Origin of the sequence: Nitratireductor basaltis (assembly GCF_000733725.1) — a bacterium.
Classification (GTDB): domain Bacteria; phylum Pseudomonadota; class Alphaproteobacteria; order Rhizobiales; family Rhizobiaceae; genus Chelativorans; species Chelativorans basaltis.
On record NZ_JMQM01000001.1, the window covers coordinates 2,418,844 to 2,432,600 of the forward strand.

12 protein-coding genes are annotated in these 13,757 nt (G+C 60.4%); 10 read left to right on the forward strand and 2 right to left on the reverse strand.

All coding sequences use genetic code 11. The features are described 5' to 3' along the window. Positions 1–77: 77 nt before the first annotated feature. From EL18_RS11650 to nudC, 3 genes are all read left to right on the forward strand, one after another. Positions 78–458: a hypothetical protein gene (locus EL18_RS11650; RefSeq protein WP_036483185.1), complete on the forward strand. Its 381-nt coding sequence runs from the start codon at positions 78–80 to the stop codon at positions 456–458. Between the two features lie 39 nt (positions 459–497). Then, positions 498–911 carry an HIT domain-containing protein gene (locus tag EL18_RS11655; RefSeq protein ID WP_036483189.1) on the forward strand — a complete coding sequence of 138 codons (414 nt, stop codon included), beginning with the start codon at positions 498–500 and terminating at the stop codon, positions 909–911. Between the two features lie 61 nt (positions 912–972). Further along, a complete protein-coding gene (nudC, locus tag EL18_RS11660) occupies positions 973–1,908 on the forward strand; it encodes an NAD(+) diphosphatase (RefSeq protein WP_036483191.1) in 936 nt (311 codons plus the stop codon). Between the two features lies 1 nt (position 1,909). Here nudC and EL18_RS11665 read toward each other — a convergent pair whose 3' ends face one another. Both EL18_RS11665 and EL18_RS11670 read right to left on the reverse strand, forming a co-directional pair. Continuing rightward, on the reverse strand, positions 1,910–2,791 hold the full coding sequence (locus tag EL18_RS11665) for a prephenate dehydratase (RefSeq protein ID WP_036483193.1): 882 nt from the start codon (positions 2,789–2,791) through the stop codon (positions 1,910–1,912). 2 nt (positions 2,792–2,793) lie between these two features. Further along, positions 2,794–3,528: a 3-deoxy-manno-octulosonate cytidylyltransferase gene (locus EL18_RS11670; RefSeq protein WP_036483196.1), complete on the reverse strand. Its 735-nt coding sequence runs from the start codon at positions 3,526–3,528 to the stop codon at positions 2,794–2,796. Between the two features lie 191 nt (positions 3,529–3,719). Between EL18_RS11670 and EL18_RS11675 the strand changes: the two genes are divergently transcribed. The 7 genes from EL18_RS11675 (at position 3,720) to EL18_RS11705 (ending at position 13,367) form a co-directional block, all read left to right on the forward strand. Further along, complete coding sequence (locus EL18_RS11675) at positions 3,720–4,532, forward strand: c-type cytochrome (RefSeq protein ID WP_036483198.1); 813 nt, start codon at positions 3,720–3,722, stop codon at positions 4,530–4,532. 126 nt (positions 4,533–4,658) lie between these two features. Then, positions 4,659–6,551 (forward strand): extracellular solute-binding protein, encoded by a 1,893-nt coding sequence (locus EL18_RS11680; protein ID WP_051914073.1) that lies wholly within the window; start codon positions 4,659–4,661, stop codon positions 6,549–6,551. 18 nt (positions 6,552–6,569) lie between these two features. Next, positions 6,570–8,447: an extracellular solute-binding protein gene (locus EL18_RS11685; protein WP_036483201.1), complete on the forward strand. Its 1,878-nt coding sequence runs from the start codon at positions 6,570–6,572 to the stop codon at positions 8,445–8,447. Between the two features lie 51 nt (positions 8,448–8,498). Then, entirely contained in the window at positions 8,499–9,605 is a 1,107-nt protein-coding gene (locus EL18_RS11690) for a microcin C ABC transporter permease YejB (RefSeq protein WP_036483203.1), read from the forward strand. Beyond that, entirely contained in the window at positions 9,605–10,756 is a 1,152-nt protein-coding gene (locus EL18_RS11695) for an ABC transporter permease (RefSeq protein ID WP_036483206.1), read from the forward strand. The genes EL18_RS11690 and EL18_RS11695 overlap by 1 nt, the downstream gene beginning before the upstream one ends. Beyond that, positions 10,753–12,396, forward strand: coding sequence for an ABC transporter ATP-binding protein (locus EL18_RS11700; RefSeq protein WP_425277141.1), 1,644 nt, complete (start codon positions 10,753–10,755; stop codon positions 12,394–12,396). Before EL18_RS11695 ends, EL18_RS11700 begins: the two co-directional genes overlap by 4 nt. Before the next feature lie 23 nt (positions 12,397–12,419). After that, on the forward strand, positions 12,420–13,367 hold the full coding sequence (locus EL18_RS11705) for a 2-hydroxyacid dehydrogenase (protein ID WP_036483210.1): 948 nt from the start codon (positions 12,420–12,422) through the stop codon (positions 13,365–13,367). Positions 13,368–13,757: the final 390 nt, after the last annotated feature.

Genomic DNA, 13,757 nt, shown 5'->3' on the forward strand with positions numbered 1-13,757 from the left:
CGCACCCAGGCTGATGTTCATCGAATTTGCTCCGGATTTTTTCGACGGAGCATCCCGACAGGAGTGTTATAGAGCCTGTGCACCCAGCATTCTGCCCCGACATCCACACAAGCACGCCCGGCAACATCATGTTTCTCGCTGTGGGAGGACTGGTGATCGGCCTCGCATTTTCCACGGCCGCCTGGCAGATCATCACGCGTGAAGGAATTTCGCGCTTCTTGTGGCTGATACCCATAGCCATGCTTCTGTTCGGCACGGCCGACATTCACTTCGACCTCACTTCCCCTGCTCCGCCAAGGGCCGATCCCGACGCGCTGCTCGGCGAGGTGCAACAGGCCTCGCTCCGCCTGGGGGTGTGGTTGCTTTATTCGGGGCTGCTTCTTGTCATCCTGGCGATGTCCACGCTGTGGCTCATTGAGCGATTGCGGGAGAGATCGCATAAAGGGCAGGAAAGCTGATCTCTGCCAGATCATCGCAATCACCGGGGGACAATCGACATGGGCGAAACAACCGCATTTCAGCTGGACGACCGGCTCGCCCGCGACAGTCACCCCGTCTCAAGGCTGGACCTGTGCGAGCTGCGCCTTGCGAATGACAGCCGCTGGCCATGGCTCATACTCGTGCCGATGGTCGCAGATGCGGTCGAAATTCATGATCTGAGAGAAGGTGACCAACTTGCGCTCGCACGTGAAACCGCAAAGGTGGCGCAGCTGCTCAAAAAGATCACCGGCTGTACCAAGATCAACAGCGGCGCACTTGGCAATGTCGTGCGCCAGCTTCATGTGCATGTGGTGGCTCGCAATGAAGGGGACCCGGGCTGGCCCGGCCCAATCTGGGGCCATGGCAAGGCTGAACCTTATGATGAGGCCGATCGTCAGAAGCTGATTGGCGCCATCCGCGAGAGTTTGTGACACTTGCCGCGCCTTTGCGCCTCTGATCTACCTTCCGCTTCAAGCAGGACGGAGTTTAACCTTGGATCACCGGCAGGATGTGAATGCGCCGAAGGCGTCCCTGAAACTCGCCTTCACGGGCAATCTCATCGATCCGCAGTCCGAATCGCGCAATGAGGAAAGCCTGCCTTCAGCACTTGCCGATCCTCGTGTGAGGGTGCTCGTGATGAGTGGCGGCCATCTCTTCATGAAGCAGTCCAGCGCAGGCGATGCTGCATGGCTCACGCTGGAAGATGCGCAAGGGCTGGCGGTTGACCTGGAACAGGCCATTTTCCTTGGAAACGACCCGGCTGGCCCGGTGGTCGCCGCAACGGCTGGCTTAGACCGGGAACAGCCGCCGGCAGATTTTACTGCGGTGCCGTTTCGCGCACTCTTCGTTGAGGGGCTGGTCGATGCTGCTGTTCTGGGCGCGGTCGCACAGGGGGCATCATTGCTTGCCTGGAACGACAATCATCGTTTTTGCGGCCGTTGTGGCAGCGAAACCTCATCGCGCACAGGCGGTTATCGCCGGCATTGCGAAGCTTGTGATCGCGAGCATTTTCCCCGCACCGACCCTGTCGCCATCATGCTGGCGGCACAGCAAGACCGCTGCATTCTCGGGCGCAGCCCGCATTTTGCGGAGGGGATGTATTCCTGCCTTGCCGGCTTCATCGAGCCGGGGGAAACAATCGAATCGGCCGTGCGGCGCGAGACTTTCGAGGAATCCGGCATCCGCCTCGGTGCAGTCGAATATCTGGCGAGCCAGCCCTGGCCCTTCCCCTATTCGCTGATGATCGGCTGCATCGGAGAGGCGATCAGCGAGGATGTGGACCCGGATACCGCCGAACTCGAGGACTGCCGCTGGTTTTCGCGCGAGGAAGTGCTGCTGATGCTCGAACACCGCCATCCTCACGGTCTGAAGCTTCCGCCACCCGGCGCCATTGCCCATTTCATCGTGGAGCAATGGGCGCGCGGCTGAACTATTCCTGCTCGTCGTCCTCACTCTGCGAATTGCGGAAGTCCCGACCTTCATAGACGCCCAGAATGCGCACTTCCCGGGAGAAGAAGCGCAATTCTTCCAGTGCCAGAGCGACATTGCGGTCGTCTGGGTGCCCTTCCACATCGGCATAAAAGAGTGATGAGAACAACTTTCCCCCCAGCTGGTAGCTTTCCAGCTTGGTCATGTTCACGCCATTCGTGGCAAAGCCGCCCATCGCCTTGTAGAGCGCGGCCGGCAGGTTGCGCACACGGAAGATGAAGGTGGTGACCATGAGCTGGTCGGCACTCTTCCTTTCGGCCCACTTCTTCTCCTTGGAGAGGACGACGAAGCGCGTGACGTTGTTTTCCGAATCCTCGACATTTTCCGCCACGATATCGAGACCGTAGAGATCGGCCGCCAGGCGCGGCGCCAGTGCGGCATTGGTGCGGATATTCTCCTCGGCCACCAGCTTCGCAGCGCCGGCCGTGTCGCCAGCCACCATTGGCTTCCAGCGGTTCTTGCGAATGATCTTGCGGCACTGGCCGAGCGCATGGATATGGCTGTGCACTTCCTTGATCTCGGACATGTCGACGCCCGGCAGAACCATGAGCTGGAAGTGGATGGGCAGGTAATATTCACCGACAATGTGAAGCCTGGAATGCGGAAGCAAATAGTGAATGTCGGCAACGCGACCAGCCAGCGTGTTCTCGATGGGGATCATCGCAAGGTCGGCCTTGCCACTTTCCACCGCGTTGAACGCATCCTCGAACGTGGCGCAGGGCAGCGGCTCCATGTCAGGGAACATGTTGCGGCAGGCCGTGTCGGAATTGGCGCCAGGTTCACCCTGGAAGGAAATGCGGTTCGTCTTCTTCTTCGCCGTCATGCTCAGCCCCTGCCACTCAAGATTTCGCGCGCCCGCTCCAGATCATCCGGCGTATCCACGCCGAGCGGAAGCGAGTTCACGATGGAAACGTCGATACGCATGCCCGCCTCCAGCGCGCGAAGCTGCTCCAGCTTCTCGCGCGTTTCCAGCGGCGACGGCTTGAGCGAGACGAAACGCTCAAGCGCGGCGCGCCGATAGGCATAGATGCCGACATGATGATAGGCCGGTCCCTCGCCCCAGGGTGCGGCGGCGCGGGTGAAATACAGAGCGCGCAGCCGGTCTTGCCCGACCCGCGACCCGATGATCTTCACCACATTCGGGTTTTCGATCTCGTTGCGGTCGGTGATCTCGACGCCAAGGGTGGCGATGTCCACTTCTTCATCGTGCAAGGGCGCAAGGCAGGCACGGATATCCGCTGCGGGAATCGTCGGCAGATCACCCTGCAGATTGATCGCGGTTGTCACCGTCGCGTCGGGATCGAGCACCTGCAAGGCTTCGAAAATCCGGTCGGATCCGGATTCGTGCCGGCCTTCCGTGACAAAGGCTTCCGCGCCTTCCAACCGGGCTGCCTCGGCGATTTCAGCCGTGTCCGTGGCAACCGCCACGCGCCCGCAATCAGCCTCCAGCGCGCGGGCAACCACCTGCGCAATCATGGGCTTGCCAGCAATGTCGGCCATGGGTTTTCCCGGCAGGCGGGTGGAGGCCATGCGGGCCGGGATCAATATGATATTGGACATAAAGATTATGACTGTGTGGAAAGTGGCAAAAGGTCTCAGTTGGAAACAGTCTTATATGTGTTGCAACATCAGAGCAAAAGACCTAGTTTCCGCGCGATTTTACCGGCAACGGGCCGAACGCGGGGGACACGAGAGTGGCATGAGGGCATGTCGCCTCGCCGCGGCGTCCGGAAAAGGGAGCCTCAGGGCGAATGGACTCGTTTGAACTCAACAAGATCATCGGCGGCTTTCTCGCCGTCGTTTTCGTAATCTTCTCCGTCAGCATACTGTCCGACACGTTTTTCGCGGCGCATGCGCCCGAAACGCCGGGCTATGCCATCGAGGTGCCTGAGCAGGCCGAAGGTGGTGGCGGCGACGAGCCGGCGGAAGAATCCGTACTGCCGCTTCTGGCTTCTGCCGATGCCGGCGCGGGTGAAGGCATCTTCAAGCGCTGCCAGGCTTGTCACACGGTTGAAGAGGGCGGCGCCAACAAGGTTGGTCCGAACCTCTATGACATCGTGAACCGTCCGGTCGCTTCGCATGAAGGCTTCGCATATTCCGCAGCGTTGCAGGAATATGCGCAGGGTGGTGAAGTGGTCTGGGATTACGACAATCTCGACGCTTTCCTTCTCAGCCCCAAGGGCCTGGTTCCCGGCACTGCGATGGCATTTGCCGGCCTGAAGAAGATCGACGACCGCGCCAATCTGATTGCCTATCTGCGTGAGCAGTCAGCAAGCCCCGCGCCGCTTCCCGAGCCGGAAGCAGCCGCCGAGGAAGAGGCTGCACCTGCAGAGGGCGAAGCTCCAGCCGAAGGTGAAGCCGCTGCCACGGATGAAGGCGAGGCAACTCCTGCAGAAGAAGCTGCACCAGCTGAAGGTGTCGACGCAGCGGCAGAGGAAGCTCCTGCCGAGGCAGAAGCTGCTCCAGCAGAAGCAGCCCCCGCCGAGGCCGAAGCCGAACCAGATGCTGATGCTGGCGCGGAAGAAGCACCGGCTGCAGAAACCGAAGAGCAGCCCGCTCAGTAGGCCTCTGGAAGATCCAGCCTTCGAAAACCCGGCCACAAGCGCCGGGTTTTCTTTTTTCTGCCAAGCGTTTGCCATCATGTCAGTTTCGACTACCTTCCATTGCTGAACAGCAAATGGAGGAGTGCCATGCGTCTGCTTTCCCTGCCTGCACTAGCGGCCCCGATTTTGGGCGGCTTTCTGTCCCTTGGACTTGTGACAGGCACCGTGCAGGCGCAAAACGAAGAGGAGTGGCTGACATCCAGTTCTCTCATCGACCCGGATGCGGAGCGAGAGCCGTTCGACCGCTACTCCTATGTGAATCCTGATGCGCCAAAGGGCGGCACGCTGAATTCGTCGGTCACGGGCACGTTCGACAGCTTCAATCCATTCGTGGTCCGCGGCACATCTGCTGCAGGCTTGACGACCTTCGGCGGGCTGCTGTGGGAGACGCTCATGCAGCAGTCTCTCGAAGAGCCGAGCACCAGCCACCCGCTGATTGCCGAGGCGTTCAAATATCCGGAAGATTATTCTTCGGCGACCTATCGCCTCAACCCGGAGGCTCGCTGGCATGACGGGGAGCCGGTCACGGCCGATGATGTCTCCTGGTCCCTCGAAATGCTCAAGGAGATCAGCCCCATGCACAATCGCTATTTCGCGAATGTGGAACGGGCTGAGATCATCTCGGATCACGAAGTGAAGTTCATCTTTGATCAGACCGGCAACAAGGAACTGCCCCATATCATGGGCGACCTTCCCGTTCTGCCGAAACACTGGTGGGAAGGCACCGACAAGGATGGCAGTCAGCGCGACGTGAAACAGCCAACGCTGGAGCCACCGCTTGGTAGCGGACCCTACCGGATTGAAAGTTTCGATCCCGGTGTGCGCATCACCTGGGAGCGCGTTGAGGATTATTGGGGCGAAGACCTTGCGGTGAATATCGGCCGTAACAATTTCGACCGCCGCGTCTACACCTATTTCACCGACGCCAATGCGGCCTGGCTTGCCTTCCAGAAAGGCGGACTGGAAGACATTCAGATCGAGAACTCCTCGCGCCGCTGGGTCACCGGTTACGATTTTCCGGCGGTGAACGAGGGCGACATCATCAAGCAGGTCTTTGACGATGGCGGCGTACAGCCGATGCAGGCCTATGTGCTCAATCTGCGAAAGGAGCGGTTTCAGGATCGCCGCGTCCGCCGCGCGCTCACACTCGTTTACAATTTCGAGGAGATGAACCGCACGCAGTTCTTCGGCCAGAACACGCGCACGACCAGCTTCTTCCACGGCTCGGAGCTCGCAGCCACAGGGCTTCCCGAAGGGCGCGAGATGGAGATCCTTCAAGAGTTCAAGGACCAGCTTCCGCCGGAGCTATTCACCGAAGAATACAAACTGCCGGTCTATGATGGCCCGCAGGCCGAGCGCCAATATCTGCGTGAAGCGGTGCAGCTGTTTCGCGAGGCCGGCTGGGTCATCCGCGACGGCAAGATGATGAATGAGAAAACGGGCGAACCCTTCACCATGGAGTTTCTGGGTCGCGGTCCGACCGATGAAATCATCGCGGGAGGCTTCATCCAGTCGCTGCGCAAGATCGGCATCGACGCCAGCCTGCGCATCGTGGACGTTTCGCAATACATCAATCGGCGCAACGAGTTCAATTTCGATGTCGTCACCGGCATTTTCGGTCAGACGCTTTCTCCCGGAAACGAGCAGCGCGAATATTGGGGTTCGGAAGCCGCCTCCATATCCGGCTCGCGCAATCTCGGCGGCATCCAGGACGAGGTGGTTGATGCGCTGATCGACAAGGTCATTTTCGCTACCGACCGCGAAGAACTGGTGGCAACCACGCGTGCGCTCGACCGTGTGCTTCTGTGGAACTACTTCATGGTACCGCAATATCACCGGCCGGTGATCTGGACAGCCTACTGGAACAAGTTCGGCATCCCCGAGGAGCAGCCCGAATATGCCGGCGTGGACCTGGACAGCTGGTGGATCGACGAGGAAAAGGAAGCGGCACTCGCCGAAAAATATCGCAGCCAGCAATGAGTTTGAGGAGATCGGCGGATGAGTGACCGTTTCGAGCTAAACCGTCGCCATTTCCTCTCCGGTTGCGGAGCGGCGGTGGCTTCGACATTCCTGTCAGCACCAGCGCTCGCCCAACTGCCAACAGACAAGGCGCTGTTCGGCCTTTCTGCTTTCGGGGAACTGAAGTACCAGCCGGGCTTTACCCATTTCGAATATGCAGCCCCCGAGGCGCCAAAGGGTGGCATGTTCCGCTTCCAGCCTTCCTACTGGTTCTTCAATCAGTCCACGCTCACCTTCAACACGCTCAACAGCTTTGTCCTTGGTGGCGATGCGCCGCCGCGCATGGAGCTGTGTTTCGACAGCCTGATGGTGCGCGCTTATGACGAGCCGGATGCGCTTTACGGGCTGGTGGCCGAGAGCGTTACCATTTCGCCCGACCGCAACAGCTACCATTTCAAGCTGCGGCCGGAGGCTCGTTTTCACGACGACTCCCCCCTCACCGCCCAGGACCTTGCGTTCACCTATGATCTTCTGAAGGAGAAGGGCCATCCACAGCTGCGCCTGCCGCTTGGAGTGTTGGAGGAAGCTGTGGCGGAAGGAGATCACGCGTTCCGGCTCACCTTCGATGGCTCCCAAAACGATCGAGCGATACTCGATTTGGTGACCTATCCTATCCTTTCAAAGGCGTTTTACAGCGAGCATCCCTTCGACAGTTCGCAGCTCAATGCGCCGCTTGGCTCCGGTCCGTACAAGGTCGGGCGGTACGATGCGGGCACTTTCATAATCTATGACCGCGTGGCCGACTATTGGGCAGCCGATCTGCCCGTCAACCGCGGCCTCTATCACTTCGATCAGATCCGCATCGACTTCTTCCGTGACCGCAATGCCGGTTTCGAGGCGTTCAAGAAGGGCGATGTGGAATGGCGCGAGGAGTTCACCTCCAAGGTCTGGGCAACCGGCTACGATTTTCCGGCCATCAATGATGGGCGCGTGGTCAAGAATGAAGTTCCCGGCGAGAAGCGGCCGGACATGCAGGCCTGGGCCTTGAACCAGCGAAGGGAGCGGTTTCAGGACATGCGTGTGCGCCAGGCAGTCAGCCTCTGCTACGACTTCGTCTGGACGAACCGCAATTTCTTCTACGGCATCTATGAGCGCAGCGAGTCGCCTTTTCAGAAATCGGACTTCATGGCGGAAGGCACGCCCAGTCGGGAAGAGCTCGCACTGCTCGAACCCTTCCGTGGTCAAATCCCGGAGGAAGCTTTCGGCAAGGCTGTGAAACCACCCGAGAGCGATGGCTCCGGGCGGGACCGCAACAATCTCCAGCGTGCCGGGGCACTTCTCGATGAAGCCGGCTGGAAGACGGACGGCACAGTGCGCCGAAACGCGAATGGTGAGCCGCTGACGCTTGAATATATCGTGCGGGACGAGGTTTTCGTTCGCGTGGAAACGCCCTTCATCGAGAATATGCGGCGCATTGGCATCGATGCCTCCATTCGCCTGCTGGACGCTTCACAGTATCAGGCCCGCATTGCCAGCTTCGATTTCGATATGGCAGGTCTGCGCCAGTCGCTTGGTGGCACCCCGGCCGTTGATGGCCTCAAGCAGCTCTTTCATTCCCAAAGTGCAGCAACCGACGGCACCCGCAACCTGCCGGGCACGCGCAGTGAAGCTGTGGATTCGCTGATTGATATTGCGGGCCAGGCGCAAACGCGCGCCGATCTGGTCATTGCGCTGCGCGCTCTTGACCGGGTGGTTCGCGCGCGGCACGACTGGATCATGCAGTTCCACTCGGCGAATCACCGCCTGGCCTATTGGGACATCTACGGTTTCAAGGAGCAAAAGCCTGACTATTTCTTCCCCGTGGAAATGCTCTGGTGGTACGACGAGGAAAAGGCACGTGCGATTGGCAAGGCCTGACAGCGTCACTCCTCTCTCAACTGCAGCAGAACCTGACGGAGCATATTGCTGATGGGCGCCTATATTCTCCGCCGCCTCCTCCTCATGATCCCGACCCTGATCGGCATCATGACCATATCTTTCATCGTGGTGCAGTTTGCGCCGGGCGGGCCTGTCGAGCAGGTCATCGCGCAAGTGACCGGCCAGGCAGGAGGGGCGGATTCGCGTATTTCAGGCGGTGGCAGCGACTTTGGTGCCGGACAGGAATTCGAGGCCTCCGGCGGCGGCGGCTCCAGCAAGTATCGTGGGGCGCAGGGGCTTGATCCCGAGTTCATCGCCTCGCTGGAAAAGCAGTTCGGATTTGACAAGCCAGCTCATGAGCGCTTCTTCATGATGCTGTGGAACTATGCGCGCTTCGATTTCGGCGAGAGCTATTTCCGCGACATTTCGGTGGTGGACCTGATCCTGGAAAAGATGCCGGTATCGATCTCGCTCGGCCTATGGATCACGCTCATCTCATACCTCATCTCCATTCCGCTTGGCATTCGCAAGGCGGTCAAGGACGGCTCGGCATTCGATGTGTGGACGAGTGGCATCGTCATTGTCGCCTATGCCATTCCCGGCTTTCTCTTTGCCATCCTTTTGATGGTGCTTTTTGCCGGCGGGTCGTTTTTCGACTGGTTCCCGCTGCGCGGCCTGACCTCGGAGAATTGGGAAAGCCTTTCCTGGCCGGCGCGCATCCTTGACTATTTCTGGCACCTGGCCCTGCCGCTGACGGCCATGGTGCTCTCGGCCTTTGCCACCACGACGCTTCTGACCAAGAACTCGTTCCTGGACGAAATCCGCAAGCAATATGTCATCACGGCACGCGCCAAGGGTCTGTCGGAAAGCCAGGTGCTTTATGGTCACGTTTTCCGCAATGCGATGCTCATCATCATTGCGGGCTTTCCAGGCGCCTTCATCTCGGCCTTCTTCACCGGCTCGCTTCTGATCGAAAGCATCTTCTCGCTTGATGGTCTGGGGCTTCTGGGCTTCCGCTCGGTGATTGACCGCGACTATCCGGTGGTCTTTGCCAATCTCTACATCTTCTCGCTGATCGGCCTCGTCGTCAGCCTGATTTCCGACCTCACCTATACGCTGATTGACCCACGCATCGACTTCGACCGGAGGGATGTGTGATGTCGGAATTTCAAGTCGAGGCAGAAGTCGAAAAGGTTCGCGATCAGGCACAACGCGGCTGGCTTTCGCCAATCAACAAGCGCCGCTGGGAAAGCTTCAAGGCAAACCGGCGCGGCTACTGGTCGCTCTGGATCTTCCTTATCCTCTTCGTGCTGTCGCTTTTCGCGGAATTCATCGCAAACGACAAGCCGGTGCTTGCCTCCTACAAGGGCGAGATCCTCGTTCCCGCACTTGTCGACTATCCGGAAGAGAAGTTTGGCGGCTTTCTGGCTGTCACCGATTACCGCGACCCCTTCATCCAGGAGGAGATCAAGGCCAATGGCTGGATGATCTGGCCGCCGATCCGCTATTCCTATCGCACAGTCAATTCGGAGATCCCCGAAGCGGCCCCTGCCAAGCCGTCCTGGCTCTATGACGAGGAAACCCGCTGCCAGCGCTATTCCGAGGGTTTGGAAGACCAGCGCTGTACGATGGGCAACTGGAACTGGCTCGGCACGGACGACCAGGCACGCGACGTTCTAGCTCGTGTCATCTATGGCTTCCGCATCTCCGTCCTGTTCGGCCTGATCCTGACGGCCGCCTCTGCCGTCATCGGCGTGACGGCGGGCGCGGTACAGGGCTATTTCGGCGGCTGGACCGATCTTCTCTTCCAGCGTTTCATCGAAATCTGGTCCTCCATCCCGGTCCTTTACCTCATCCTCATCATTGCTGCCGTCCTGCCGCCAGGTTTCTTCATCCTGCTTGGCATCATGCTGCTCTTCTCGTGGGTCGCCTTTGTCGGCGTGGTGCGCGCAGAGTTTCTGCGGGCGCGCAATTTCGAATATGTGAGTGCGGCGCGGGCGCTGGGTGTTCCCAACCGCACCATCATGTTCCGTCATCTCCTGCCCAATGCGATGGTGGCCACACTCACCTTCCTGCCCTTCATCCTGAATGGCTCGATCACCACGCTGACCTCTCTCGACTTCCTGGGCTTCGGCCTGCCGCCCGGCTCGCCTTCGCTTGGTGAACTCCTGCGTCAGGGTCAGCGCAACCTGAACGCCCCCTGGCTCGGCATCACCGGCTTCCTGAGCCTGTCCATCATGCTCTCGCTGCTGATCTTCATCGGCGAAGCCGTCCGCGACGCCTTCGACCCACGGAAGACGTTCAAATGAGTGGTGCCGTGTCAGAAACTCCCCTCCTCTACATTCGCGATCTTTCCGTCGCCTTCACCCAAGGGCCGCAGGAGACCTTGGCGGTGGACCGGGTTTCCTTCGACATCGCCAAGGGCGAGACAGTGGCGCTCGTGGGCGAATCCGGGTCGGGCAAATCCGTTACCGCGCTGTCGGTCCTGAAGCTTCTGCCCTATCCCGCGGCGAGCCATCCGACAGGCCGGATCATCTATGGCGGCAAGGACCTGCTTTCCGCTTCGGATGACGAATTGCGAAAGGCGCGCGGCAACGAGATCTCCATGATCTTTCAGGAGCCGATGACTTCGCTCAACCCGCTGCACACGATCGAGAAGCAGATCGGTGAGGTATTGAAGCTGCACCGCGGCATGGGAGAGAATGCCGCCCGTGCGCGCACGCTGGAGCTCATGAACCAGGTCGGCATCCGCGATCCGGAAAAGCGGCTATCCTCCTATCCGCATCAGCTTTCCGGCGGACAGCGCCAGCGCGTGATGATCGCCATGGCGCTCGCGAACGAGCCTAACCTGCTGATTGCCGACGAGCCGACCACGGCGCTTGATGTAACGGTGCAGGCGCAGATTCTGGAGCTGCTTGCGCGGCTGCGCAAGGAGAACGGCATGTCCATGCTGTTCATCACCCATGATCTGGGGATCGTGCGCAAGGTTGCCGACCGTGTCTGCGTGATGACGGGCGGCAAAATAGTTGAAAGCGGCCCCACGAAGGACATATTCGAGAACCCGCAGCACGCCTATACCCGCCACCTTCTTGCAGCCGAGCCCAAGGGCGAGCCGCCTGCGCTCGACACCTCCGCCGAGACCGTGATCAAGGGCGATGATGTCAAGGTCTGGTTCCCGGTCAAGAAGGGGTTCCTGCGCCGTACGGTGGACCATGTGAAGGGTGTCGATGGCGTCGACATTACCGTGCGCGCCGGGCAGACGCTGGGCGTGGTCGGCGAATCCGGCTCGGGCAAGACAACGCTTGGTCTGGCGCTGTCGCGCATGATCTCGTCCAAAGGCGAAATCCGCTATCGCGGCGAGAATATCGACACCCGCTCCTTCCGCGAGATGCGGCCCTTGCGGCGCGAGATGCAGATCGTCTTTCAGGATCCCTATGGCAGTCTCAGCCCGCGCATGTCGGTGGCCGAGATCATCCAGGAGGGGCTGAAGATCCACGAGCCGGGCCTTTCCGCCACCGAACGCGACCGGGTGGTGGTGGATGTGCTTCAGGAAGTGGGCCTTAAGCCCGAAACACGCTTCCGCTATCCGCATGAGTTTTCCGGCGGCCAGCGCCAGCGCATCGCCATTGCCCGCGCCATGGTGCTGAAGCCCCGCTTCGTGATGCTGGACGAGCCGACCTCCGCGCTCGACATGAGCGTGCAGGCGCAGGTGGTCGATCTTCTGCGCGATCTGCAGAAGAGGCACAATCTGGCCTATCTCTTCATCAGCCACGACCTGAAGGTGGTTAAGGCGCTCGCCAATGAGGTGATCGTCATGCGCGCCGGAAAGGTGGTTGAGGCCGGGCCTGCCGAGCAGATCTTCAATCACCCCAAGACCGATTACACCCGCGCCCTGATGGCAGCCGCCTTCGATATCGAGGCCGTGCCGGGCGGTGTCGTCGCCGACTAGCTTTCCAACCAACGAGGCCGATCATGAGCGAAGCCAAGGGCCGCGTGCTCCTCTCCATGACCAGCATGCACCCGAAACGCTGGTATGATCTACTGTCAGCGGACCGCGAGGTGGTTCTGGAACCCGATGGCGAGGCGGATCCAAATATCGATTACGCAGTGGTGTGGAAGCAGCCACATGGCGTTCTCAAGAAGCTGCCGAACCTGAAGGCCATCTTTTCGCTCGGTGCCGGTGTCGATCACATCCTGACCGATCCCGACCTGCCTGACGTGCCGATCGTGCGCGTGGTGGCCGACAATCTCACCCAATATATGCGCGAATATGTGGCCTGGCGGGTGCTCGATCATCACCGCATGGGTGCCACTTATCGCAGCCAGCAGCATGAACGCGTCTGGCATGAGCCGCCGCAGCCGCCGGCTGGCGAGGTCAATGTCGGTATCATGGGCCTTGGAGAGCTTGGCCGCGCGGCTGCGAATGCGCTTCTGGCACTGGGCTTTTCCGTCAATGGCTGGAGCCGGACGCAGAAGCAGGTGGAGGGTGTCGCGACCTTCCACGGGGAGGATGGGCTGACGCCCTTTCTTGCGCGCACCGACATTCTCGTCGTGCTCCTGCCGCTCACCCCCGCCACGCGCGGCATCGTGAATTACGATCTGTTGAACCGGCTGCGCAAGGACGGCCCGCTTGGCGGCCCGGCCCTCATCAATGCCGGTCGCGGCCAGCTTCAAAACGAGGCCGACATCCTGCGCGCGCTGGAGGACGGCGTTCTGAAGGAAGCAAGCCTGGACGTCTTCGAGGCCGAGCCGCTTGATCCCCAAAGCCCCCTCTGGTCACATCCGCGCGTCTTCATCACCCCCCACGCCGCCGCCAGTTCCGACCCCGCCCATCTTGCGCCTCTGATGCTGGAGCAGATGGACGCCTTCGAGCGTGGCGAACCGCTGCGGAACCTGGTTGACCGCGAGGCGGGGTATTAGGGGAGTCGGTAGTGGGTACTGGGTGGTGAATAGGGAATCGTGGCGCCACCTCTCCGTCATTCCGGCCGAGCGCAGCGAGAGCGGGAATTGTTGGGTTAGCGCGGCCGGTTTTCGCAGAAGGGGCCGTCGGCGCTGGCCGGCGGGGCGCGAGGGCCGGGCCGTGCTCTGCGGTCGTCTGCCAATGGGTCCCGGATAGCCTAGCGGCTTCCGGGATGACGGTGATGGTTGTCAGGGAGTGGATATGCCGCGCCCCTTCGCACCCCCCTCTGTCCTGCCGGACATCTCCCCCTCAAGGGGGGAGATTGGCTGGCATGATGTCTCGCCCGGCTATCAGAAGATGCGGCGGCATACCCGCATTCCAATCTCCCCCCTTGAGGGGGAGATGCCTGG

What these genes read in the sequence shown, in the direction of transcription:
- EL18_RS11655 (WP_036483189.1), top strand. Translation starts at nt 498, where the DNA reads ATGGGCGAAACAACCGCATTTCAGCTGGACGACCGGCTCGCCCGCGAC.
- EL18_RS11665 (WP_036483193.1), bottom strand. Translation starts at nt 2,791, where the DNA reads ATGACGGCGAAGAAGAAGACGAACCGCATTTCCTTCCAGGGTGAACCT.
- EL18_RS11670 (WP_036483196.1), bottom strand. Translation starts at nt 3,528, where the DNA reads ATGTCCAATATCATATTGATCCCGGCCCGCATGGCCTCCACCCGCCTG.
- EL18_RS11675 (WP_036483198.1), top strand. Translation starts at nt 3,720, where the DNA reads ATGGACTCGTTTGAACTCAACAAGATCATCGGCGGCTTTCTCGCCGTC.
- EL18_RS11680 (WP_051914073.1), top strand. Translation starts at nt 4,659, where the DNA reads ATGCGTCTGCTTTCCCTGCCTGCACTAGCGGCCCCGATTTTGGGCGGC.
- EL18_RS11685 (WP_036483201.1), top strand. Translation starts at nt 6,570, where the DNA reads ATGAGTGACCGTTTCGAGCTAAACCGTCGCCATTTCCTCTCCGGTTGC.
- EL18_RS11690 (WP_036483203.1), top strand. Translation starts at nt 8,499, where the DNA reads ATGGGCGCCTATATTCTCCGCCGCCTCCTCCTCATGATCCCGACCCTG.
- EL18_RS11695 (WP_036483206.1), top strand. Translation starts at nt 9,605, where the DNA reads ATGTCGGAATTTCAAGTCGAGGCAGAAGTCGAAAAGGTTCGCGATCAG.
- EL18_RS11700 (WP_425277141.1), top strand. Translation starts at nt 10,753, where the DNA reads ATGAGTGGTGCCGTGTCAGAAACTCCCCTCCTCTACATTCGCGATCTT.
- EL18_RS11705 (WP_036483210.1), top strand. Translation starts at nt 12,420, where the DNA reads ATGAGCGAAGCCAAGGGCCGCGTGCTCCTCTCCATGACCAGCATGCAC.